Here is a 24219-nt window from a genome sequence, read left to right on the forward strand (position 1 = left end):
GTTCGTTGTCAGCCTCCTCCAGAATATCAGGCATGGCTGCCTGAAACGCATCCTTGCCGCGAGGCTGTACGATACCGTACTCATTCAGCAGGCCGCGCAGCTGACAAATCAGTCGGGTACGTTCTTCCACGCGCCGTTCGCGGATACGATGGACCAGATTCATGTCCGTCTGCTCCAGGGTTCTGGGCGTGACCACGGTGATATGCGGTCGCCGTGCCGCTTCACAGATGGCGAAAGCATCGTTGCGGTCATTCTTGTTGCCCTTGACGAAGGGTTTCACATGCTGGGGTGGCAGCAACATCACCGTATAACCCAGGCTCTGCAAGGTTCTGCCCCAGTAATTGGAGCCGCTGCAGGCTTCCATCGCAATGGGGACCGATGGGTACTGAGCCAGCAACGGCAGTAATTCTGCGCGGCGAACCTGGCGGTTAAAGATCGCCTTGCCGGCTTGATTGACGCCACAAACCTGAAACACATTTTTTGCCAAATCGATACCAATCAGCGTAATGTTCATAGTGGACACCTTTTGTGATGATATTTGAGTGGGTAACCCAAATATGGCGCATCGCGACGCCGGTGACACAAGAGGTGTCCATCTCATCATCCCTGTAAGCTCGGACATGCCATCCATGGCATGTCACGGTCGTGGGAGTCGTTCTCTGTTGCCTCTTCTCGCGCACCGAGTTATCTGTAGACACCAACAGGTGACTCCCTGGATTAAGGGAGGATAAAGGGCGTAGCTCCGCCGACCCTCTGCGCCAAGGATGGCGCGGTGGAGCCCCCAGGGATGGGTTCACGGCGTGTCGGGGGATCTGGCCCTTTGTCCGACGTTACCCGGCACTACAGGCGACACTTTCGCCAAACCAGATGTTTTTCATCAGAACCGGTAGTTGGCGGACAGCACGGCAGAGCGGCCGTCGCCCAGCTCCACCGCCGAGCTGCGGTTGTCCAGGCCGGGGCGGCCACGCACCCGCTCCACGTACTCCTCGTCAAACAGGTTGTTGATGTTCAGCTGCAGGCTGAAGGCGTCGGTGACCCGGTAGGAGGCCATGGCGTTATGCACCCAGTAGCTGTCGATCTTGGCATCCACGTCGGACGCCACATAACGGGAGCCCACGTAGCGGGCGCCGTAGCCCAGCTCCACCCCCGGCAGCACCTCATAGGTGGTCCACAGGTTGGCGCTGTTGCGCGGCGTATTGCCCAGCGGCTGGCCCTCGGGGTCGCGGCCGCCGTCTTGTGCCGCGGCGACCGACTTAAGGGTTTCACTGTCGAGGAAGGTATAGTTGGCAAACACCTTCCACTGGTCGGTCAGTTCGCCGGTCAGGCCCAGCTCCACGCCCTGCACTCGCTGCTCGCCGGCCAGCTCCAGCTCTTCGGTCAGCTCGTTGGTTTCCCGGGCGTTGGTCTTGTCGACCCGGAACAGGGCGCCGTCCAGCCCCAGGCGGCCGTCCAGCAGTTCCCACTTGGTGCCCAGCTCCCAGGTCTTGTTTTTCTCGGGCTCGAGGTTTTCACCAGAAAGACTGCCGGAGGTGGCCAGCGCCTCGGCCGAGGGATTGAAGGAAGTGCCGTAGGCCAGGTAGAGTCGGCCGTTGTCTGCAGGCTTGAACACCACGCCGGCGCGGCCGCTGAACATCTGATCGCTGCTCGAAATGGTCTCGCCGCTGCCCTGGTTGGTGGCCTCGCCGGAGATCCAGTCGTGGCGCAGGCCCAGGCTCAAATCCCACTGCGGGGCCAGGGTAATGGTGTCAAAGGCATACAGGGCGCGGGTGTTCAACTCGGCCTTGGTGCTGCGGTCCGGCAGCGGTGTATGGCTTGTGGGGCCGTTCCAGTAACCGGGCGGATGGTAGAGATCATAATCGATACCGGTAAAGTCCAGCCCCAGGTTGGACGAAGTCAGATCATGGCTTTCCCGGGCGATCTCGCCGCCTACCAGCATATCGTGCCTGAAGGCGCCGGTGTCAAACTCGAACGCCAGCCCGGTCTGGTTAATCCACATCTCGGTCTGGGCATCACGGCGATAAGCCTGCGGGCCGGCCGGGGTATAACGGCCTTCGGGCCGCCCGTCGGTATTGACATGGGCGGCAGAAATGGTGGTATCTCTGTCTACCCGGCTGTAACGGGTCTGGTTTTCGATGCGCGTGCCGTCGCTCAGCTCGTGCTCAAGCTTGAGGGTAATGGCATCGGACTGAATCTTTTCTTCGTCCAGGTTGCGCCAGCCATAGTAGTTTTCCCGACCGACACCGGGCAGTACCTTGCCGTCCCGGGCCGGCAGGCCGTAGTCGGGCAGGTTGTCGTCCTGCTGATGGAAGTAGCTCAGGGTGGCCCGGGTTTGTTCGCTCAGGCCTATGGTCACCGAGGGGGCGATACCGAAGCGCTCACGGTCGACGTCGTTACGACCTGGCACATTATTTTCGTGAACCATCAGGTTGATGCGGGCGGCACTGTCTATGCCTACGTCATCCAGCGTCTTGTTGGCATCCAGGGTCAGACGGCGATAATTATCGGTTCCCAGACTGGCGCCGATGTCGGCGAAGTCTCGCTGTTTGGGCGCCTTGCTTATCTGGTTGATGGCGCCCCCCGTGGTGCCGGCGCCGCCAAACACCGAGTTGGGGCCTTTCAATACTTCCACCTGCTCGATGTTGAAGGTATCGGTACGGTTGTTCTGGCTGCTGTCGCGCAGGCCGTCGATCTGCATGTTGGCGTTGGCACTGAAACCGCGAATGTTGATCTTGTCGCCGGAGCCACCGCCGCCCTCGCCCGCATCGAAGGTAATGCCCGACACGTTGGACAGCACCTGTCTCAGGCTCAGCGCCTGCTGCTCTTTTATCACTTCTTCCGGCACCACGGTTACGGTTTGCGGGGTATCCAGCAAGGGCTTCACGTACTTGGATGAGGCCGATTCTTCAGCCCGATAGCCCTGCTCCCTCACATCCTGCACGGTAATGGTGTCGAGCAGGGTCACTTGTTGCGCCTGGCTCTGGACGGATTGGCTCTGGGCGGATTGAACCTGGCCGGAGATGGCCAGTGACGCCATCGTCAGACCGACGGCAGACGCCATCATTTTTCGCGGTGGGAGGGGGGAAGACTGGATAAAGGTTTGCACAGTAGCTCCTTGCAGGCTGAATGAAATGATAATGAACGTAAAGGCGAGTCATTCTCATTTAGCTCAGTATTCAGATCAACATATTTATCATTTCTTGAGTGCAACTGATTAATAAAAAGGCCAATAACAGAAAAGCCAGCCCGAAGGCTGGCTTTGACGTTCACGTAGTTGCTGGCAGTTGCTTTACGTCGTTACTTTATGTAGCTGCTTTACGTAGTTGCTTACATAGCTGCTTTAGCGGCTTAGATAGCCTGCTGGAAGATCACCGTATCGGCTTTTTCCACGTAGCTGTCCAGCTCGTCGAAGTTCAGGTAACGATAGGTGTCGGCCGCGGTGGCGTTCAGCTCCCTGGCGTAAGCCTGATATTCCTCGACCGTGGGCAGCTTGCCGTGAATGGCGGCCACGGCAGCCAGCTCGGCGGACGCCAGGTACACATTCGCACCCTTGCCCAGACGGTTGGGGAAGTTACGGGTGGAGGTAGACACCACAGTGGTGTTGTCCCCTACCCGTGCCTGGTTACCCATGCACAGGGAGCAGCCCGGAATTTCGATGCGGGCGCCGACCCGGCCGAAGATGCCGTAATAGCCTTCGGCGGTCAGCTGATCCTTGTCCATCTTGGTGGGCGGTGCCACCCACAGACGGGTCGGCAGCTGGCCCTTGTACTTGTCGAGCAGCTTGCCGGCGGCACGGAAGTGGCCGATGTTGGTCATGCAGGAACCGATGAAGACCTCATCGATCTGCTCGCCGGTCACCTCGGACAGCAGACGGGCATCGTCGGGATCGTTGGGCGCGCACAGAATGGGCTCCTTGATCTCGCTCATGTCGATTTCCAGCACATGGGCGTACTCGGCATCCGCATCGGCTTCCATCAGCTCGGGATTGGCCAGCCATTCTTCCATGCCCTTGATGCGACGCTCCAGGGTGCGCGGATCGCCGTAGCCTTCGGCCATCATCCACTTCAGCATCACTATGTTGGAGTTGAGGTACTCGGCCACCGGCTCCTTGTCCAGCTTGATGGTACAACCGGCGGCAGAGCGCTCGGCGGTGGCGTCGGCCAGTTCGAACGCCTGCTCGACTTTCAGCTGGGGCAGACCTTCGATTTCCACGACACGGCCGGAGAACTCGTTGATCTTGCCTTCCTTGGCCACGGTCAGCAGACCGTTCTGAATGCCGTAGTAAGGGATGGCATGCACCAGATCGCGCAGGGTAATACCGGGCTGCATTTCGCCCTTGAAGCGCACCAGTACCGATTCCGGCATGTCCAGCGGCATGACGCCGGTGGCGGCGGCAAAGGCCACCAGACCGGAGCCCGCCGGGAAGGAAATACCGATGGGGAAACGGGTGTGGGAGTCACCGCCGGTACCCACGGTATCGGGCAGCAGCATGCGGTTCAGCCAGGAGTGGATAACACCGTCGCCCGGACGCAGCGAGACGCCGCCCCGGTTCATGATGAAGTCCGGCAGCGTGTGGTGGGTGGTCACGTCTATCGGCTTGGGATAGGCGGCGGTATGACAGAACGACTGCATGGTCAGGTCGGCGGAGAAACCCAGACAGGCCAGATCTTTCAGCTCGTCCCGGGTCATGGGGCCCGTGGTGTCCTGAGAGCCGACCGTGGTCATTTTGGGCTCGCAGTACTGGTTGGGGCGCACGCCTTTCACGCCGCAGGCCTTGCCCACCATCTTCTGGGCCAGGGTAAAGCCCTTGCTGGAGGCGACCACGGCAGCCGCACGCTTGAACACGGTTGAGGCATCCAGACCCAGCGCTTCGCGAGCCTTGTCGGTCAGGCCACGACCGATGATCAGCGGAATACGGCCGCCGGCGCGAACTTCGTCCAGCAGCACCTCGGTCTTCAGTTTGAAGGTGCTGACCACCTCGTCGGTACCCTGACGGCAGATCTTGCCTTCATAGGGATAGATGTCGATCACGTCACCGGTGTTCAGCCTGGTGACATCGCATTCGATGGGCAGGGCACCGGCGTCTTCCATGGTGTTGAAGAAGATGGGCGCTATCTTGCTGCCGATGCAGATGCCGCCGGCGCGCTTGTTGGGCACGAAAGGAATGTCGTCGCCCATGTGCCACAGCACCGAGTTGGTGGCGGACTTGCGGCTGGAGCCGGTACCGACCACGTCACCCACATAGACCAGCGGGAAGCCTTTTTCCTTCAGGGCTTCGATGGCCTTGATGGGGCCAATCACGCCTTCTTCGTCCGGCTCGATACCGGGACGGGCGTTCTTCAGCATGGCCTGGGCATGCAACGGGATGTCCGGGCGGGACCAGGCGTCTTGGGCCGGAGACAGGTCATCGGTGTTGGTTTCGCCGGGCACCTTGAACACCGTCATGGTGATCTTGTCGGCCAGGGGCGCGCGCTCGAGGAACCATTCGGCCTCGGCCCAGGACTGCATCACCTGTTTGGCGAAGGCATTGCCGGCCTTGGCTTTTTCGTCCACATCGTGGAAGGCATCGAACATCAGCAGGGTGTGGCTCAGGGCCGTGGCGGCGATCGGCGCCAGGGCGTCGACGTCCAGCAGCTCGACCAGCGGCGCTATGTTGTAACCGCCCTGCATGGTGCCCAGCAGCTGGGTGGCCTGCTCGGCCGACACCACGGGGGAGCTGACTTCACCCTTGGCCACGGCCGCCAGAAAACCGGCTTTTACATAAGCGGCTTCATCAACACCCGGGGGGATACGGTTGGACAGTAATTCATAAAGGAAGGATTCTTCGCCGGCGGGGGGATTCTTGAGTAATTCAACCAGGGCGGCAACTTGCTCTGCGTCGAGGGGTTTGGCAACCACTCCCTCGGCGGCACGTTCTTCGACGTGTTTACGATAGGCTTCAAGCACGACTGTATCCTCTTATTATCATTCGCCACCTAGGGCGGAAATATCCTTGTTGGGCGCGTCCTTACGGGGGGCTAGTCCCTTGCGGATGCCGCAGCAGTATATAAGTTTTAACCGTAAATTAAAATCGAGCCCCTCTGCCCTTTGATCGAATACGAGACTAAGCCGATGTTTTGTTTAAAAAAATTATCGACTTATTCGAACTCCGTCAAATTAAAAACAAGTCATTAACATCATAAACGGAACAGATTGCCAAAATAGAGATAAAAACTGATTTTCCCTCCCCCCCCCTCTCCATAAGGGTCTCCAGTGGGTATCGACGCCGACAAACACACTGCACTGCGTGTCTGGAGCTGTGCCCGGTTACGGCCCTGAATCGCCAGCCAGCGGGCACTGTGATTTACCCTCATCAGCCCGGACCAAAAGCCTTGTCAAATAGACAAAGATTGTCATTTACACAAAAGAAAAACAACTATCAAAATGACAAAACCACTGACAAGCCTTAACTAAAACCCTTTAAAATCAAAATTTTACAAAGGTGGCACGGTGCGTGCTCTATGTAAGGCAACAACTTCACTTGGTTTTGCAATAAAAGGAAAACATCATGAGCATCCATGTAAAAAACAATATTCACTGGGTAGGGCAGCGTGACTGGGAAGTGCAGGATTTTCATGGCACAGAATATAAAATGACCAGGGGAACCAGCTACAACAGCTATCTGATCCGTGAAGAGAAAACCGTCCTGATTGATACCGTTGACCACCGCTTCAGCTACCAGTTTCTGCAGAATCTGGAGATGGAGATTGCTCTGAATGACATCGACTTTGTGGTGATCAACCACGCCGAAGAAGATCACTCCGGCGCCCTGTCTGCCCTGATGGAAAAAATTCCCGGCACGCCCATCTATTGTACTGAGGCGGCGATTGACTCCATTGTGGGTCATCATCACCATCCCGAATGGAACTTCAAAATTGTTAAAACCGGTGACAGTGTCGATATTGGTAATGGCAAGCAGCTGATCTTTGTCGAAGCACCTATGCTGCACTGGCCAGACAGTATGATGACCTACCTGACCGGTGATGCTGTCTTGTTCAGTAACGATGCCTTTGGTCAGCATTATTGTGATGAGCGTCTGTTTAATGATGAAGTGGATCAGAATGAACTGATGGACCAGTGTCTGCGTTACTACTCCAACATCCTGACTCCATTCAGCAGCCTGGTAACGGCAAAGATAAAAGAAGTGCTCAGCTTCAACCTTCCAGTCGATATGATAGCCACCTCACACGGTATTGTATGGCGTGATAACCCGACCCAGATAGTGCATCAGTATCTGGAGTGGGCAGACAATTATCAGGAAGACCGGATTACCATTTTCTACGACTCCATGTCGAACAACACCCGCATGATGGCTGATGCGATAGCCCAGGGGATTAACGATGTTGACCCTAAAGTCGCGGTAAAAGTATTTAATGTCTCAAAACACGACAAGAACGAGATCCTTACCAATGTGTTCCGTTCCAAGGGAATCTTCGTCGGCTCCTCTACCATGAACAATGTGATGATGCCCAAGATTGCCGGCATGCTGGAAGAGATCACCGGCCTGAGATTCAAAAACAAAAAGGCCGCTGCTTTTGGCAGCTACGGCTGGAACGGTGGCGCCGTGGATCGTATTCACGCCCGCCTGACCGATGCAGGCTTTGAAACCGCAGTCAGCCTGAAAACCAAATGGCGCCCGGACGGCAAAGCCATGCTCGAATGTCGTGAGCATGGCCGGCACATTGCCAGGCAGTGGGCATTGCATGATAAAACAACAGATGGCATCAAACCGGGCTCGGTCGCACCAACGGAAAACACACCCGCAGCGACTCCGATAGCCAAGCCGGCATCCCATAACAAGAGCGCACACCCGGAAGATTGCCAGTGCATGATCTGCACTGTCTGTAACTGGATTTATGACCCTGCCACCGGCGAACCCAATCAGGGCGTTGAGCCAGGCACAACATGGAATGAGGTACCGGATTACTTCCTCTGCCCGGAGTGCAACCTTGGCAAGGATGTTTTTGTTACCCACAGCAAAGTGAGTGAGGAGGTCGCTTGATGAATGCTCCTCTGATTATTATTGGTAGCGGCTTTGCCGCTTACCAACTGGTTAAAACCCTGCGCCGTAAAGGCAGTGATATGCCCATCCAGCTGTTTACTGCCGATAATGGTGATGAATACAACAAACCCGATCTGAGCCATGTGTTCACCAAGCAACAAGGCGCCGATGATCTTGTTTCCATGACAGGCAAGATGTTTGCAGCCCGGCATCAGATTGAGCTGTATGCCAATACGCGGGTTGATGAAATCAACGCACAGGCCCGCTGCATTAAGGTTAATGGCACCAGTTACCCTTATGCCAGGCTGGTTATTGCAACGGGGGCGAAAACCTTTGTGCCAAAACTCAGCGGCAATGCGGTATCCGAGGTGCTCACACTCAACAGCCTGCAGGAATACCGAAGCGCACAACAGCGTATTGCAGACTCACAGCATATTCTGATTATGGGGGGTGGTCTTATAGGTACCGAGCTGGCCATGGATCTCGCTGCCAGCGGCAAGAAGATCAGAATTCTGGATCCGGGCGCTCACCTGATGACAGCACTGATGCCCGACTTTGTCGCGACGGCCCTGGAAAAGCAGCTGCGCAGTGATGGTGTCCAGATTGAATGTCTGGACTACGTGACCGCGATTGACAGAAACGAAAACAACCTGGTGGTGACATCACACAAAGGCATGCGCTGTGAAGCCGACTGCGTCATTTCTGCCGCCGGCCTGGTGCCAAATACCGGGCTGGCCAAACAGGCCGGCATTGAGGTCAATCGCGGCATTGTGGTTGACCAGCAGCTGAAAACCTCCATCGAAGATATCTATGCCATCGGGGATTGCGCAGAGATTGAAGGCAAGGTGATGTCGTTTCTTCAGCCCATCCTCCTCAGCGCGAACACGCTGGCAAGCACCCTGTTATCGGATAACGCTGCGCTTAATATTCCCGCCATGATGGTAAAAGTGAAAACACCGAGCTACCCGATACAACTGGGCGGACACTATGATCCCGAATCCAGCTGGCAGGTGGATATCAGCGAGCACGGGGTCATTGCCAAAGCCTATGACCACAGGCAGCGAATGACCGGGTTTGTGGTCACGCAAAACAACCTGAACCAGGCATTTCCGCTGTTCAGGGAATTGCAGACCGTATCCGGGTAATCAACCCCCTTGCTGATACAGCTCCCCCGGCCAGTTAGCATGGTCAGGCATTCGGTGGGTCTGCCTGACGTTATCCGGCCGCGGGCCGGAATTAATTTCCATCTGGATCTGCTCGTTATTTAAGACCCAGCCTTTTCATTAACCTGTGCAGGTTTCCCGGGTTGAGCTGAAGTTGCTTGGCCGTTGCGCTGAGCTTGTTATCCATTGCAAGGAAAGTCGTCTGAATCAGCTGGATCTGGAACTGTTCCACCGCTTCCTTCAGGCCGAGAGTCCGGTAGGCGGACAAATCCGGTTCAGCAGCCGTCGCTTCCGGGGTAAAGGTTTGAGATACATCGGCGGGCGTGAACCTGGAGAGGCTAAAATGCGAAGGCAGCAATAACAACTGTTCTTTGGGGTTGCTTGCCCTGGCAATAACGGATGCCCGGTTTATTGCGTGCTCAAGCTCACGCACATTGCCCGGCCAGCTGTAATCCTGGAGCAGCGCCAGCGTGCGTGGATCCAGACTGATACTGTTGACTCCCAGCTTTTGGGCGCAACGCTCCGCGCAAAAGCCGGCGAGTAGAATAACATCTTTTTCCCTGTCTCTGAGGGGCGGGACAAACAGCGGAAACACGCTCAGACGGTGGTAAAGATCGGCACGAAAAGCTCCCCTGGCCACTTCTTCATGCATTACCCGGTTGGTCGCGGCAACAATACGTACATTGACCTTGATATTCCGATCATCACCAACGCGCTGAATATCCCCATACTGTAATGCCCGTAATAATTTCGCCTGCAACGACAACGACAGCTCGCCGATTTCATCCAGAAACAGGGTGCCGTTGTCGGCCAGCTCAAACTTGCCTTTCCGATTGCTGATGGCACCGGTAAATGAGCCTTTTACGTGACCGAACAGCTCGCTCTCCGCCACAGAGTCGGGCAGTGCGGCACAGTTCAGGTACACCATGGGGGCCTCGCTACGACCGGACTGAGCATGAATCGCATTGGCAACCAGCTCCTTGCCGACCCCGGTCTCTCCCATGATCAGCACGGAGAGATCCGTATCGGCCACCGCGACAATATGGCGTTTCAGGTCGAGCATGGCCGATGACTGACCTATGATCTCTGCAGTCTGCGTGAGCCGGTCTGCGCGCTCCGGGGCTCCTATGCTGACAACATGTTCCAGCTTTTCCATCAGCAGGGCAGTATTCAGGCTGCTGGCCGCCAGGGCGCTGATGACCCTTAAATCAGCATTCTTAAAGTGCTCAAACTGGGTGGGTTCAAAAGAGTCAATCGTCACGGCCCCAATCAAGCGATCTTCCTGAAAAAGTGGCAGGCCAATACAGGAATGCACCTTTAATTCAGCGTCGTGGTCGAGGATCAGTCCATCGTAGGGATCAGGCAGATCACTGTCGGAGGGAAAGCGGACAATATCCCCAGCCCGAGCAATGGCCTCCAGCCTGGGGTGCTGCTCCACAGCAAAGCGCCGCCCCATCACATCCTTGCTCAGGCCATTGATGGCCAGCGGAACAAACTGCTGATCGCGAAACTGCAGCAGGGCTGACGCATCGCAGTTCAGCGTATCCCGAATGGTCAGCAACAACCTGTCGAACCTGTCCTGGGCAGAAATGCCCGACGTAATATCCTGGGCAACCTGTACCCACTCTTTTCCGAGTTGCCCCACCATACCTTCCCCCAGTCTCTGCCTGTATCACCCGCAAAACATTATCATAAAAACAAAATATGTTTTGTCATTACAACAATAAAATGCAGCACGGTAGATTAGGGGCTGTTGACCCTAACATCAGAAACTGAACAGGTTGCCGAAATACAGATAAACACTGCTTTTATCTCCTTCGCCCTGGCCATAAGCCAGATACAAGGGACCCCAGTTGGTGTCCACACCGATGAAAACACTGGCTGCCATCAATGCCGACTCCCAACTGACCTCGGCGCCGGTATTCCAGACCCCGCCCCGTTCGAGCGAGCCCCCCAGATAGACCGGCGAGCGGAAGGCACCAAAATCGTTGTCAAACCAGCGGTAGTGATAAAGCAGGCCGCCAAAGCCGCTGTAGCGTCCGTTGAGCTGATCGCGCTGATAACCGGACAGATTGAACAGGCCGCCCAGGCTGCGGGCAAACACCGGCACTTCCTGTTCGGCACTGGAGCCCCCCAGGGCCAGCTTGCCGATAAAGGTATGGCGGTCACGCCGATAGGGCCTGAGTAATTCCAGCTCGTAATCCAGGCCTGTGATGCGCTCTCTGCCGCCGTCGACTTCCAGGCCGTTGCGATAGTAACCCAGCTGTATTTCCACCGCGGCGCCGCGGGTGGGGAAAAAGACGTTATCCAGGGTGTCGTAACCGAAGCGCAGATAGGGGCCGACCGAGTCGACTTTCAGCCGCCTGTCGATATTGCGCGCCTCTATGTCTCCCAGCAGCCCCTGCACGCCGAACGCCAGCTCGCTCCAGGGGCGCAGGTTGTAGCCCAGCTCTGTGTTCAGGCGCCAGGTCGTATAATCGAACTCCAGGTTGGTCAGTGGCCGGAACAGCTCGGCCTGAGGTTCGTCAGGCTCGAAGAAGAAATTGCGGCGCCGCTGTTCATACTCACCACGCAATTTCCAGAACGCATCGTAGTCGGTCACTATCGGGGTATAGATCTCGGACGCCAGCCGCTTGTTGCTGCCGAAGGTGGTCTCCAGCAGCCATTCGCCACCCAGCATGTTGACATTGGTGCGCCGGAACTGGGCACCGATTTCATAATTGGAGCGATTGGAGAAGTCGTCTTCCAGCGCAAACTTCAGATCGACAAAGCCCGGCCCCCAGCCCTTTTCGCTGGTCTGCACCCTCAGCAGCTGCTCGCCCTCCTCTTCTTCGATGCGATAACTGACCCGTTCGAAGGCATCCAGGGCGTAGAGCCGGCGCACCCCGTCTTCCAGATCCTTCGTCTGATGGAACCGGCCCGGCACCACCCCCAGCACATCGCGCACCACCTTATCGCTGAGCCTGGAGCGATTGACGACTTCGATCCGGTCAAGATAGACGGCGTCGGCGCGTTGCAACTTCGCCCGTCGGTCGAGCTTGTCGGACTGGTAGGCGTAATAATCCGCTTCGCTCAGCGCCAGCCCCTGCAACCGGGGCAGCAAGGCAAGCGCCGCCGCTTCTCCCCGACGGATGGCCTCGGGCATCAGCGCGAAATCGCCGACGCCGATGCCCTCGATGGCCGGGGTGATCAGAATGTCATCCGCCGACATCAGGGCAATCTGGCGTTCGGTGCTGGAACGGGTCAAATAGTTGGTGAGCTGGCTGATCATGGCCAGGGCGCCATCCAGTTGTTGCCGGGACAGCATGGCATCGCCGATATCCACCGCGATAATGATATCGGCGCCCAGCGAACGCGCCACGTCCACCGGCATGTTGTTGACCACGCCGCCATCGGCCAGCAAATGCTCGTCGATTTCCACCGGCTGCAAGACCCCGGGCACCGACATGGAAGCCTGCATCGCCGTCGCCAGGTTCCCCTCTTTCAATACCACTGGGGTCACGGTTTCCATGTTAGTGGCCACGGCGCGGAACGGGATGGGCAAGTCGTCGAAGCTGTCCAGTCCCGGCAGGTTGAGGGTGCTCTTTCGCAGCAGCGCGCCCATGGCCTGGCCCTGAAAGAAGCCATCGGGCAGGCTCAGCCGCCAGTGCTCGTCGATGCCGATATCGGTACGCAGCAAAAACTCGTCGTTCTGGCGCTTGCGCCGGAGCGACAGCTGGTCCCGCCCCACCTTGTCCTGATAACCCTGATTCCAGTCAAGCGCCAGCAATTGCCGCTCCAGCTCGGTGGCATCCAGCCCCAGGGCATACATGCCGGCCACATAGGCCCCCATGCTGGTGCCGGTGACGATATCCACCGGAATACGGTGCTGTTCCAGCACCCGGATCACACCCACATGAGCCGCCCCCTTGGCACCGCCGCCGCTCAATACCAGGGCGATTTTCGGGCGTTCTGCATGGGCCGGCAGAGACAGCAACAGGGTCAGCAGAAAAAGAGAAGGGCGCATGGCGGTTCGGCGGTGGCAGGGAAAATGATGTTCGCATTGTAGGCTGTCAGGCCGAAAATGGGGAGATCAGGTAACACCGGTGAAGACAGGTATCGGCATGCTGAACCCGCTCCAGGTTCAGTGTATTGTCACTCCGGGCTTGCCCCGGAGTCCATGGCATGGAGCACAGTCTTTGCTCTTTGCTGAAGTACACTGCCATCCGCAGAAAGATCCTGACTTTCGTCAGGATGACGGCCTGAACACATGGTTCTACCTGCAGGCACCACGTCAGTTGGCGCAAACCCACCAACAAAAACGCCCGGGCGTGGGCCGGGCGTTTCATTAACCAACAAGAGAGAAGCTTACTTCTTTTTCTTCCTGGCCTTGGCGTTTGGCATATCGGTGATGGAGCCTTCGAATACTTCGGCCGCCATGCCCACGGACTCGTGCAGCGTCGGGTGAGCGTGAATGGTCAGCGCGATATCTTCGGCGTCGGCACCCATTTCGATGGCCAGACCGATTTCACCCAGCAGCTCGCCGGCGTTGGTACCTATGGTGGCACCGCCCAGAACACGATGAGTGTCTTTGTCGAAAATCATCTTGGTCATGCCGTAGGAGGAGTCGGAGGCGATGGCGCGACCGGAAGCCGCCCAGGGGAAGCTGGCCACTTCATAGTTCAGGCCTTGTTCCTTCGCTTCTTTCTCGGTGACACCCACCCAGGCAACTTCCGGCTCGGTATAGGCGATGGACGGAATCACCTTGGGATCGAAGTAGTGCTTCATGCCGGCGATGACTTCGGCCGCCACGTGGCCTTCGTGCACCCCCTTGTGGGCCAGCATCGGCTGACCGACGATGTCGCCGATCGCATAGATGTGCTGCACATTGGTACGCAGCTGCTTGTCGACCTTGATGAAGCCACGCTCGTCCACGTTGACACCGGCTTTTTCGGCATCCAGCGACTTGCCGTTCGGGCTGCGACCAATGGCCACCAGCACCGCATCGTAAACGAAGGTCTTGCTCTCGCCTTTCTTGTCTTCCATGGTCACATGAATGCCGTCATCTTTGGCATCAACGGCGGTCACCTTGGTTTCCAGCATCAGGTTGAACTTGTTCTTCACCTGCCTGGTATAGATCTTGATAAGATCCTTGTCGGCGGCCGGAATAACCTGGTCAAACATTTCGACCACGTCAATCTTGGAACCCAGTGAGTAATAGACGGTTCCCATTTCCAGGCCGATGATACCGCCGCCCATGACCAGCAGCTTCTCGGGCACTTCTTTCAGTTCCAGCGCGTCGGTAGAGTCCCAGATGCGGGGGTCTTCATGCGGAATGAACGGCAGCTTGATAGGACGAGAGCCGGCGGCGATGATGGCGTTGTCGAAGTTGATGGTGGTGTTGCCACCCTCGCCTTCCACCACCATGGTGTTGGCACCGGTGAACTTGGCCAGGCCGTTCACGACCTTGACCTTGCGCATCTTGGCCATGCCACCCAGACCCTGGGTCAGCTGACCGATCACTTTTTCTTTATGTGCGCGAACCTGGTCCAGATCGATCTTGGGCTCGCCAAACGTCACGCCATGGCTGGCCATCATCTTGGATTCTTCGATGACCTTGGCGATGTGCAGCAACGCCTTGGAAGGAATACAGCCAACGTTCAGACAAACGCCGCCCAGGGTTGAGTAACGCTCAACGATTACGGTTTCCAGACCCAGATCGGCAGCACGGAAAGCGGCAGAATAGCCGGCAGGGCCCGCGCCCAATACCACAACCTGAGCTTTGACTTCTTGACTCATGGTGACCTCTATTATGATTATTAGCTCCGTTCAAGCAATGATCGAACAAGGACCGCTGAAAAGCCCGGACTCGATATGACCACTACAGGTTAAACGGGCCAAAGTTTACTGCTCTGTTATAGAAAAGAAAGTAAAAAGGCAGGCGAATGCCTGCCTTGTCACATTAAAGGGCTAAACGACGAAGGTCGCTCAAGACACCACTCATCATGGTGATGAAACGAGCACCGTCGGCGCCGTCGATCACCCTGTGGTCGTAGGAGAGAGCCAGCGGCTGCATCAGCCGGGGTTCGAACTCCTTGCCGTTCCACACCGGCTTGATGCTGGACTTGGACACACCCAGAATGGCCACTTCCGGCGCATTCACGATAGGCGTGAACTGGGTGCCACCGATACCGCCCAGAGACGAGATGGTGAAACAGCCACCCTGCATGTCGGCAGCAGTCAGCTTGCCGGCCCGGGCCTTCTTGGAGATTTCGCCCAGCTCCAGCGCCAGCTCGCGAATGCCTTTCTTGTTCACATCGCGGACCACGGGAACCACCAGACCGTTGGGGGTATCCACCGCCACACCGATATGCACGTACTTCTTCATGATCAAAGACTGCTCGTCTTGTGACAGGGAAGAGCAGAACTTGGGATAGGCTTCCAGCGCCTTGGCAGCGGCCTTCATAATGAAGATCAGCGGGGAGATCTTGTAACCCAGCTTCTGCTTGTCGGCAATGGCGTTTTCTTGCTTGCGGAAGGCTTCCAGCTCGGTGATGTCGGTTTCGTCAAACTGGGTCACATGGGGGATTTTCACCCAGTTGCGGTGCAGGTTGGGACCGGAGATCTTCTGAATCCGCGTCATGGCCACTTCTTCGACTTCACCGAACTTGGCGAAATCGACCTTGGGCCAGGCCAGCACGGCCATGCCGCCGCCGGCAACGGCGACACCGGCGGGTTGCGCGGCAACCTGCTTGATGATGCCCTTGACGTAGGTCTGCACGTCTTCCTTCAGGATGCGGCTCTTGGGACCGGTAGCGGACACCTTGGACAGGTCGACACCGAATTCCCGGGCCAGACGACGCACCACAGGGGTGGCGTGCACATAGGCGTTGTTCTCAACGAACTCGGCCTTGGCAGCAGGCGCAGCGGCCGGGGCGGCGGCAGGCGCGGCTTTGGCTGCGTCGGCCTTGGCAGCCGGAGCAGCAGCAGGGGCAGCAGGGGCCGGAGCCGGCGCGGCACCCGCCACTTCAAACACCATCACCAGAGAGCCGGTAGACACCTTGTCACCGGTGGCGATCTTGATTTCCTTCACCACGCCGGCGAAGGGCGCAGGCACTTCCATGGAGGCCTTGTCGCCTTCAACGGTGAGGATGGACTGCTCGGCTTCCACCTTGTCGCCGACCGCGACCATCACCTCGGTGACTTCCACTTCGTCACCACCGATGTCGGGCACGTTAACGTCTTTGGCGGCGGCCGCAGCGGGAGCGGCAGGTGCTGCTGCCGGGGCTGACGCCGCAGGGGCTGCCGGAGCCGCCTCACCGGCCACTTCGAAGACCATGATCAGCGAGCCGGTGTTGACCTTGTCGCCCACGGCAATCTTGATTTCGGCTACCTTGCCGCCGAAGGGCGCAGGCACTTCCATCGAGGCCTTGTCGCCTTCCACGGTGAGCAGGGTCTGCTCTTCGGTGACGGTGTCACCCACGGCCACGGCGATTTCGGTGACTTCCACCTCATCACCGCCGATGTCCGGCACCTGTACTTCTTTCAGGGCCGACGCGGCCGCAGGGGCCGCTGCCGGGGCAGAGGCAGCAGGAGCAGCCTCGGCCGGGGCGGCGGCGCCGCCCTCTGCTTCGAATACCATGACCAGCGAGCCGGTGTTGACCTTGTCGCCCACGGCAATTTTGATTTCCTTGACCACGCCGGCGGCGGGGGCAGGGACTTCCATGGAGGCCTTGTCACCTTCCACGGCGAGGATGGACTGCTCTTCCTCGACCTTGTCGCCGACGGCCACCAGGATCTCGGTTACTTCAACCTCATCTGCGCCGATATCCGGCACCAGAATATCTTTAGACATGTATTACCCCTTATGCGTACAGCGGGTTGATTTTGTCGGCGTCAATGCCGTATTTGATGATGGCGTCAGCCACAAGCTGCTTGTCTACGGTGCCTTGCTTGGCCAGTTCGGTCAGGGCGGCAATCACCACATAGTGCTTGTTGACTTCGAAATGACGACGCAGGTTTTCACGGCTGTCGGAGCGGCCGAAACCATCGGTACCCAGTACCTTGTAGCTGGCGGACGGCATGAAGGCACGAACCTGATCGGCATAGTTCTTCATGTAGTCGGTGGCGGCAATGGCGGGCGCTTCACCCATGACCTGGGCAATGTAAGGCACGCGCGGCTCGGCCGTCGGGTGCAGCATGTTCCAGCGCTCACAGTCCTGACCGTCACGGGTCAGTTCGTTGAACGAAGGCACGCTGAACACGTCGGAGCCGATGCCGTACTCTTCGGACAGGATCCGGGCCGCTTCACGCACGTCGTTCAGAATGGTACCCGAGCCCATCAGCTGAACCTGACCTTTGTCGCCGGCCACGGTATCCAGCTTGTAGATACCCTTGCGGATGCCTTCCTCGGCACCTTCCGGCATGGCAGGCTGATGGTAGTTCTCGTTCAGGGTGGTGATGTAGTAGTAGATGTTTTCCGGCTTGTCGCCGTACATGCGACGCAGACCGTCCTGTACGATAACCGCCACTTCGTACATATAGGTCGGATCGTAGCTGATGCAGTTGGGGATCACGTTGGCCTGAATGTGGCTGTGACCATCCTCGTGCTGCAGACCTTCACCGTTCAGGGTGGTACGTCCGGACGTACCGCCGATCATGAAGCCGCGAGCCTGTTGGTCACCGGCCAACCAGCACAAGTCACCCACCCGCTGGAAACCGAACATCGAGTAGTAGATGTAGAACGGAATCATCGGGAAGTCGTTGGTGCTGTAGGAGGTGGCGGCGGCCAGCCAGGACGAAGTGGCACCCAGCTCGTTGATACCTTCCTGCAGTACCTGACCCTTGATGTCTTCCTTGTAGTAGGCCACCTGCTCGCGGTCTTGCGGAGTATATTGCTGACCGCTGGGGCTGTAGATACCAATCTGGCGGAACAGACCTTCCATACCGAAGGTACGGGCTTCATCGGCCAGAATCGGTACTATGCGCTCACCGATGGACTTGTTCTTGAGCATGATGTTCAGGGCGCGCACGAAGGCCATGGTGGTGGACACTTCACGCTTCTGCTCTTCCAGCAACGGCTGGAACTCGGCCAGCGCGGGGATCTGCAGCTTGTCGGTGGTCTGCTCCAGGCGAGTCGGCACATAGCCTTTCAGCGCCTGGCGACGGGCATGCAGATATTCGTGCTCGCGCGTGCCTTCCTTAATCTCGATGTAGGGCAGGTTCGGCAGCTCTTCGTCGCTCACTTCGATGTTGAAGCGATCGCGGAAGTGCTTGATCGAAGACATGTCCATCTTCTTGACCTGGTGGGCAATGTTCTTGCCTTCGGCCGCGTCACCCATGCCGTAACCCTTGATGGTCTTGGCCAGAATAACGGTCGGCTTGCCCTTGGTATCGGCGGCATTCTTGTAGGCGGCGAACATCTTGGCCGGATCGTGACCACCCCGGTTGAGGGCGAAGATTTCTTCGTCGGACATGTCCTTGACCAGCTCGGCGGTCTCGGGATATTTGCCGAAGAAGTGCTCGCGCACATAGGCGCCGTCTTTGGACTTGAAGGTCTGGTAGTCACCGTCAACGGTTTCGTTCATCAGCTGAACCAGCTTGCCGCTCTTGTCCTTGGCGATCAGCTCGTCCCAGCGACGACCCCAGATCACCTTGACCACGTTCCAGCCGGCACCGTTGAAGATACCGTCCAGCTCGTCGATGATCTTGCCGTTACCGATAACGGGACCGTCCAGACGCTGCAGGTTACAGTTGATGACGAAGCACAGGTTGTCCAGCTTCTCGCGCGCGGCAATGGTGATGGCACCCTTGGATTCCGGCTCGTCCATCTCGCCGTCGCCCAGATAGGCGTATACGCGCTGCTCGGAGCAGTCTTTCAGGCCACGGTTGGTCAGGTACTTGAGGAAACGTGCCTGATAGATGGCGTTGATCGGACCCAGACCCATGGAGACGGTCGGGAACTGCCAGAAATCGGGCATCAGCTTGGGATGCGGGTAGGACGGAATACCCTTGCCGTCTACTTCCTGACGGAACATGTCCAGCTGGGCGGCGGTCAGACGACCTTCGGCAAAGGCGCGGGCATAGATGCCGGGCGAGATATGGCCCTGGAAGAACACCAGATCGCCGCCGTCTTTTTCGTTACGGGCGCGATAGAAATGGTTGAACGCCACTTCGTACATGGTGGCACTGGAAGAGAAGGAAGACATGTGTCCACCCAGATCCAGATCTTTCTTGGAGCCACGCAGTACTATCATCACCGAGTTCCAGCGGATAATGGCGCGGATACGACGCTCCAGATCCCAGTTACCCGGGTATTCGGGCTCGTCTTCAGACTTGATGCTGTTGACGTAGTCTGCGTGGGCATTTCTGGCCACAGCCACCCCGGACTTGATGGCTTTGGTGGTGAGACGCTCATAAATATACTGGGCGCGCTCGGGTCCTTCTTGACGGATCAACGACTCGAGAGCATCCAACCACTCTTGAGTTTCTATTGAATCCACATCATTGTTCAGGATATCAGACATGGCTGTTTCCTATCTCGTTTGGGGCACCTGCCCATGGGTTTCGTCGTTGCCGAAGGCATCATTATTCCTGCTGACGGGTCCGGCGCAAAGAACGCTGAATGCGGCTTTCTTCACGCTGAATATCGAGCAGGGTTTCTTCAATAAAGGCCAGGTGCTCGTGACAAGCATCCCGGGCCTGTTCCGGCTCGCGAGACAGTATGCTCTGGATCAGATTGGCGCGATGAACGCGAATCTTCTCCACCATACCGGCGCGCCGGTTAAGAATTTTGATGTTGCGCAATATGCTGGTTTCCAGCATCGGCTGAATGGCCCGCAACAGGTGCAGCAGCACCACGTTGTGGGCCGCCGCCGCCACCGCGATATAAAAATCGGCGGCCGCCTTGGCTTCACCCGGCAGATCGCCCTGCTCCTGAGCCTGCACTATGGCCTGCTGGGCCTCACGAATGCTATCGAAGTCGGCTTCGTTGCCACGCATGGCGGCATAAAAGGCGGAAATACCTTCCATGGTGTGGCGAAACTCCAGCAGATCGTATTGGGATTCGGGGTGTTCGGCCAGCAGCTGAAACAGGGGATCGGCCAGGCCCTTGGTCAGGGCGTTCTGCACATAGGTGCCGCCGCCCTGGCGCCGGGACACCAGGCCACGCGCCTCCAGCTTTTGAATGGCCTCTCGCACCGAGGGGCGCGACACCGCGAACTGCTCGGCAAGCTCCCGCTCGGGCAACAAACGCTGTCCGGGCTGCAGGCTGCCTTCCACTATCATCTGCTCTATTTTGGCGGCGATGGTGTCGGCGAGTTTCGGCTGTTTGATACGCTGGTATGTCATCGGGTCCGTTTCACGATTGGTAAGACCAATTAACACTGTTAAAAAAAGGTATCAGAGCGGAGATAAAATGTCCAATGAATTCATCCTGATTGCGCACAAAGGATGGCAAAACAACCAGCGAAAAACAGCAAACCCCTTAACGTAGACCAAAGCCGGCAAAACGCCAGTCAATTTGATTGGTCAGACCAAAAAAAAGAGGGAGGAATTGGGAGTGAGGAGTGAGGAGTGAGGAGTGAGGAGTGAGAAGTGAGAAGTGAGAAGTGAGAAGTGAGAAGTGAGAAGTGAGAAGTGAGAAGTGAGAAGTGAGAAGTGAGAAGTGAGAAGTGAGAAGTGAGGAGTGAGGAGTGAGGAGTGAGGGGTGAGGAGTGAGGAGTGAGGGAAAGCATGAGGACTCCTCACACCTTACCATTCACCCCTCACTGTATTTTAAGCCTGTACCCTCAGTGACAGGTCCAGGGCGCGGATATGCTTGGTCAGGGCGCCCACCGAGATGAAGTCGACGCCGGTGGCGGCGTAGGCGGCAATGGTGTCTTGGGTGACATTGCCGGACACTTCCAATTGGGCGCGACCGGCACTGGTGGCCACCGCCGTGCGCATGTCGTCGGTAGAGAAGTTGTCGAGCATGATGATATCGGCACCGGCATTCAGCGCCTGCGCCAGCTCGGCCAGGGATTCCACTTCTACCTCGACCGGTTTTTCCGGCTGCAGGCGACGCGCCTCGGCCACCGCCTTGTCGATGCCGCCACAGGCGAAGATATGGTTTTCCTTGATAAGAAAAGCGTCATACAAGCCCAGGCGATGATTATGACCGCCGCCGCAGGTCACCGCGTATTTCAGCGCCTGGCGCAGGCCGGGTACCGTTTTGCGGGTATCCAGCAGGCGACATTGGGTACCGGCCAGCAGGTCCACATAGCGGCGGGTCACGGTGGCCACGGCCGACAGGGTCTGAATGAAGTTGAGCGCGGTGCGCTCGCCGGTCATGATGGCGCGAGCCGGGCCGTTCAGGGTCAGCAGGCGCTGGCCGGCGGTGATCCGGTCGCCGTCGGCGACACACCATTCCAGCCCGACTTCACCACCCAGTTGCACGAAGGTCTCTTCGGCAAAGGCCTTGCCACAGAAGATACCGTCTTCCCGGGTGATCAGGTGGGCCACCACCTGCTGCTGCTCGGGTAGCAGCTGGGCGGTAATGTCCTGCGCGGGATCCAGGGTACCGCCCAGATCTTCGGTCAGGGCTGCGGTCACATTAAAACGTATTTCTTGTTCCAGCATAGAATTCAGCATCTTGTTCAGCCTGTTATCTAATTTTATTGGGTTATCTTCTTTACCGTTTTTCATCTGTCTGTTTTGTCGCAATAAAGAGGTAGCAAGGTTGCCTCCCTCGACACGCCATAAACCCGTCCCTGGGGGCTCGGAAATGCCATCCTTGGCATTTCACGGTCGACGGAGGCAATCCCTGCTACCTCTTGCATGGCTCGGAGCCATCTGCAGGAGGCGTCATCAGTCGACTCAGCGGCCCGATGAGGGCAGCGGAGTGGCCTGTCAGTGGTGCTCACCGACGACTCGGAGCCTAAAAAGAGGCGGCTGGGATAGCCTCAGCCGACCATCACATGACAGGTCAACAAAGGCTCCTGCAATGCTGACACTCCCGCCATCCTTGGCGGTCGGACGTCATGTGATGAGCGTCGCAGGGATGCGGTTTAGCGTGTCGGAAGAGGCTACCCAGTTGCCTCTGAGCCTATTTTACGGACTGACAGACTTGTGACTAAGAGACAGGCTGATAACTTACCGCTGTGTTTAACGTCTCAGCGTCATCTGCCCGTCCCGCTGGATCAGTTCAAACTGACGCAGGGCGTTCATGCCCAGCAGGATTTCGTCGCTGTCGGCCGGCATGATAATGGCGTTCAGATCGTACAGGGTGAAGGGACCCAAAGACAGGGTTTTCAGCCGGGTGCGATAACCGCTGACCGTTCCCGCCGCCGTGCTCAGTCGAAGCTGCTGGCCGACTTCCAGCCCCAGCCGGACTGCCACCGCCTGCGGGATCGCCACCTGGGTGGCGCCGGTGTCCAGCAGAAACACCACCGGCTCGCCATTAATACTGCCGCCGGCCAGGTAATGCCCCTGCCGGTTCTGCTCCAGCACTATGGTGCGGGCGTCCAGCCGCTGTACCTGTTGGTTGGGGTTGTAATCCTGCTCCAGCTTTTGCTGAAAATACCAGGTCAGCAGCAGCATCCCCAGCCCCCACACCAGCAGCCACATGATGCGGCCCAGCCGGCGCTGAGTATTGGTTTCTTTGCCCATGCCGCCATCCCCGGGGCTTGCCCCTTTACCGTCGAGGCTTTTAGTATACCCTCAAGCTCCTTTCCCTTGTGTGTCAATCATCTGTAAAGAGTATGCCGTCATGTCTCCGACCCCGTCCCTGAATTTGCAGTTGAACTTGAAGCTGAACTTGAAGCTGAATGCCGACGGCTGGCTATCCCCCGCCCGTCACTGCCCCTCGCCCCATTGGGATGACCGCCCGGAGGGGGACATATCGCTATTGGTGGTGCACAGCATCAGCCTGCCGCCGGGGCGCTTCGGCGGCCCCCATATAGATCAGCTGTTTCTGGGCACCCTTAACCCGAACGAGGATCCCTACTTTGCCGGCATCCATCAACTGAAGGTGTCGGCCCACTGCCTGATCCGCCGCACCGGCGAGCTGGTGCAGTATGTGCCCTTCAACAAGCGGGCCTGGCATGCGGGCCGGTCCTGTTTCGAGGGGCGGGAGCGATGTAACGATTTTTCGATAGGAATCGAGCTGGAGGGCACCGACACCGGCGAATTTACCGCCGCCCAGTACCGACAGCTGACCGCGGTCAGCCGGCTCTTGCTGGCCCGCTATCCGGCCATTACCCCGGCGCGCATCGTCGGTCACAGCGACATAGCCCCGGGGCGCAAGACGGATCCGGGCACCGGCTTCGACTGGACCTTTATCGAACGGCTGCCGGACAAAGAAAAATAGAAAAACAGAAAAATAGAAAAATAGCGGTAGTACAGAAAATGGAAAACGACCAATACAATAAATAGACAGATTCTCGGGTGTTTTTCGGTGTTTGAACCCAAAATATCTATAAATTCATTGGGAAAAATTTCAAAGACTTGTTATATATATCAGGCGGGCCTCAATTAACGCCCTTGCAATGAACCATAAACCAATGAACCAATAAACCAATAAACCAATAAACCAATAACAGTCTCTTATTAGCATCAAGGATGACGATATGAACCAGCTTCCCGTTACACGCCCCCAGGGCGGCTTTACCCTGATTGAATTGATGATAGTGGTGGCGATCGTGGCCATATTGGCCGCCGTGGCACTGCCGGCGTATCAGACCTATACCAAGAAAGCCAAATTCAGTGAGGTAATTGCTGCAGTCGGTCCGGCCAAGACCGCCATTGAAATTTGTTACCAATCAACAGGTACTGACTGCAAAGCCAGAGCGGATGTTGCTGCTGCTGCTGGTAATGTTAAAACTGATATTGTAGATACAGTTGCTGTTACAGCTACCAATGCTGCTTCAGGCGCCTTTGAGATTAAAGCAACCGGTACCAATGCTGTCGACTTATCCACTTTTATTCTTACTAGTGCAGGAAGTGGTGGCAGACTCACATGGTCCACCAGTGGCAGTTGTATAACCAACGGCCTTTGCTAAC

15 protein-coding genes are annotated in these 24219 nt (G+C 57.4%); 4 read left to right on the forward strand and 11 right to left on the reverse strand.

Annotation, left to right across the window (positions count from 1 at the left end; translation table 11 throughout):
* From HNR62_RS06425 to acnB, 3 genes are all read right to left on the reverse strand, one after another.
* Window positions 1–514: IS110 family RNA-guided transposase (locus HNR62_RS06425; RefSeq protein WP_204795273.1), on the reverse strand; the 514-nt coding region annotated here is incomplete at its 3' end.
* 363 nt (window positions 515–877) lie between these two features.
* Complete coding sequence (locus HNR62_RS06430) at window positions 878–3103, reverse strand: TonB-dependent siderophore receptor (protein ID WP_204795274.1); 2226 nt, start codon at window positions 3101–3103, stop codon at window positions 878–880.
* Window positions 3104–3345: 242 nt separating this feature from the next.
* The gene (gene acnB / locus HNR62_RS06435) at window positions 3346–5943 is read right to left on the reverse strand and encodes a bifunctional aconitate hydratase 2/2-methylisocitrate dehydratase (RefSeq protein ID WP_204795275.1); all 2598 of its coding nucleotides are present in this window, start codon (window positions 5941–5943) and stop codon (window positions 3346–3348) included.
* Between the two features lie 601 nt (window positions 5944–6544).
* On the opposite strand from acnB, the gene norV reads away from it, so the two are divergent.
* Together norV and norW are read left to right on the forward strand one after the other, a co-directional pair.
* Window positions 6545–8038 carry an anaerobic nitric oxide reductase flavorubredoxin gene (gene norV, locus HNR62_RS06440; RefSeq protein ID WP_204795276.1) on the forward strand — a complete coding sequence of 498 codons (1494 nt, stop codon included), beginning with the start codon at window positions 6545–6547 and terminating at the stop codon, window positions 8036–8038.
* On the forward strand, window positions 8038–9183 hold the full coding sequence (gene norW / locus HNR62_RS06445) for an NADH:flavorubredoxin reductase NorW (protein WP_204795277.1): 1146 nt from the start codon (window positions 8038–8040) through the stop codon (window positions 9181–9183). The genes norV and norW overlap by 1 nt, the downstream gene beginning before the upstream one ends.
* 115 nt (window positions 9184–9298) lie before the next feature.
* Here the strand turns inward: norW and norR are convergent, their stop codons facing one another.
* From norR to HNR62_RS06485, 8 genes are all read right to left on the reverse strand, one after another.
* Complete coding sequence (gene norR / locus HNR62_RS06450) at window positions 9299–10849, reverse strand: nitric oxide reductase transcriptional regulator NorR (RefSeq protein ID WP_204795278.1); 1551 nt, start codon at window positions 10847–10849, stop codon at window positions 9299–9301.
* A 117-nt stretch (window positions 10850–10966) separates the two neighbouring features.
* On the reverse strand, window positions 10967–13207 hold the full coding sequence (locus tag HNR62_RS06455; protein ID WP_204795279.1) for a patatin-like phospholipase family protein: 2241 nt from the start codon (window positions 13205–13207) through the stop codon (window positions 10967–10969).
* A gap of 341 nt (window positions 13208–13548) precedes the next feature.
* Entirely contained in the window at window positions 13549–14979 is a 1431-nt protein-coding gene (gene lpdA, locus HNR62_RS06460) for a dihydrolipoyl dehydrogenase (RefSeq protein ID WP_204795280.1), read from the reverse strand.
* 163 nt (window positions 14980–15142) lie between these two features.
* Window positions 15143–17035 carry a pyruvate dehydrogenase complex dihydrolipoyllysine-residue acetyltransferase gene (aceF, locus tag HNR62_RS06465; RefSeq protein ID WP_204795281.1) on the reverse strand — a complete coding sequence of 631 codons (1893 nt, stop codon included), beginning with the start codon at window positions 17033–17035 and terminating at the stop codon, window positions 15143–15145.
* A gap of 10 nt (window positions 17036–17045) precedes the next feature.
* Complete coding sequence (gene aceE, locus HNR62_RS06470) at window positions 17046–19706, reverse strand: pyruvate dehydrogenase (acetyl-transferring), homodimeric type (RefSeq protein ID WP_204795282.1); 2661 nt, start codon at window positions 19704–19706, stop codon at window positions 17046–17048.
* 61 nt (window positions 19707–19767) lie between these two features.
* Window positions 19768–20529, reverse strand: a complete 762-nt coding sequence (gene pdhR / locus HNR62_RS06475) for a pyruvate dehydrogenase complex transcriptional repressor PdhR (protein ID WP_204795283.1) — start codon at window positions 20527–20529, stop codon at window positions 19768–19770.
* Between the two features lie 426 nt (window positions 20530–20955).
* Window positions 20956–21798, reverse strand: coding sequence for a carboxylating nicotinate-nucleotide diphosphorylase (nadC, locus tag HNR62_RS06480; protein ID WP_239552651.1), 843 nt, complete (start codon window positions 21796–21798; stop codon window positions 20956–20958).
* A 525-nt stretch (window positions 21799–22323) separates the two neighbouring features.
* The gene (locus tag HNR62_RS06485) at window positions 22324–22827 is read right to left on the reverse strand and encodes a retropepsin-like aspartic protease family protein (protein ID WP_204795285.1); all 504 of its coding nucleotides are present in this window, start codon (window positions 22825–22827) and stop codon (window positions 22324–22326) included.
* Between the two features lie 100 nt (window positions 22828–22927).
* Here HNR62_RS06485 and ampD point away from each other — a divergent pair, with 100 nt between their 5' ends.
* Window positions 22928–23527: a 1,6-anhydro-N-acetylmuramyl-L-alanine amidase AmpD gene (ampD, locus tag HNR62_RS06490; protein ID WP_204795286.1), complete on the forward strand. Its 600-nt coding sequence runs from the start codon at window positions 22928–22930 to the stop codon at window positions 23525–23527.
* 259 nt (window positions 23528–23786) lie between these two features.
* A complete protein-coding gene (locus HNR62_RS06495) occupies window positions 23787–24218 on the forward strand; it encodes a pilin (protein ID WP_204795287.1) in 432 nt (143 codons plus the stop codon).
* Window position 24219: the final 1 nt, after the last annotated feature.

Source organism: Oceanisphaera litoralis, assembly GCF_016907015.1.
Taxonomy (GTDB): domain Bacteria; phylum Pseudomonadota; class Gammaproteobacteria; order Enterobacterales; family Aeromonadaceae; genus Oceanimonas; species Oceanimonas litoralis.

Bases quoted from the DNA above. Each gene is read 5' to 3' on its own strand.
- norV (WP_204795276.1), top strand. From the start codon at position 6,545: ATGAGCATCCATGTAAAAAACAATATTCACTGGGTAGGGCAGCGTGAC.
- norW (WP_204795277.1), top strand. From the start codon at position 8,038: ATGAATGCTCCTCTGATTATTATTGGTAGCGGCTTTGCCGCTTACCAA.
- norR (WP_204795278.1), bottom strand. From the start codon at position 10,849: ATGGTGGGGCAACTCGGAAAAGAGTGGGTACAGGTTGCCCAGGATATT.
- HNR62_RS06455 (WP_204795279.1), bottom strand. From the start codon at position 13,207: ATGCGCCCTTCTCTTTTTCTGCTGACCCTGTTGCTGTCTCTGCCGGCC.
- lpdA (WP_204795280.1), bottom strand. From the start codon at position 14,979: ATGAGTCAAGAAGTCAAAGCTCAGGTTGTGGTATTGGGCGCGGGCCCT.
- aceF (WP_204795281.1), bottom strand. From the start codon at position 17,035: ATGTCTAAAGATATTCTGGTGCCGGATATCGGCGCAGATGAGGTTGAA.
- aceE (WP_204795282.1), bottom strand. From the start codon at position 19,706: ATGTCTGATATCCTGAACAATGATGTGGATTCAATAGAAACTCAAGAG.
- pdhR (WP_204795283.1), bottom strand. From the start codon at position 20,529: ATGACATACCAGCGTATCAAACAGCCGAAACTCGCCGACACCATCGCC.
- nadC (WP_239552651.1), bottom strand. From the start codon at position 21,798: ATGCTGGAACAAGAAATACGTTTTAATGTGACCGCAGCCCTGACCGAA.
- HNR62_RS06485 (WP_204795285.1), bottom strand. From the start codon at position 22,827: ATGGGCAAAGAAACCAATACTCAGCGCCGGCTGGGCCGCATCATGTGG.
- ampD (WP_204795286.1), top strand. From the start codon at position 22,928: ATGTCTCCGACCCCGTCCCTGAATTTGCAGTTGAACTTGAAGCTGAAC.
- HNR62_RS06495 (WP_204795287.1), top strand. From the start codon at position 23,787: ATGAACCAGCTTCCCGTTACACGCCCCCAGGGCGGCTTTACCCTGATT.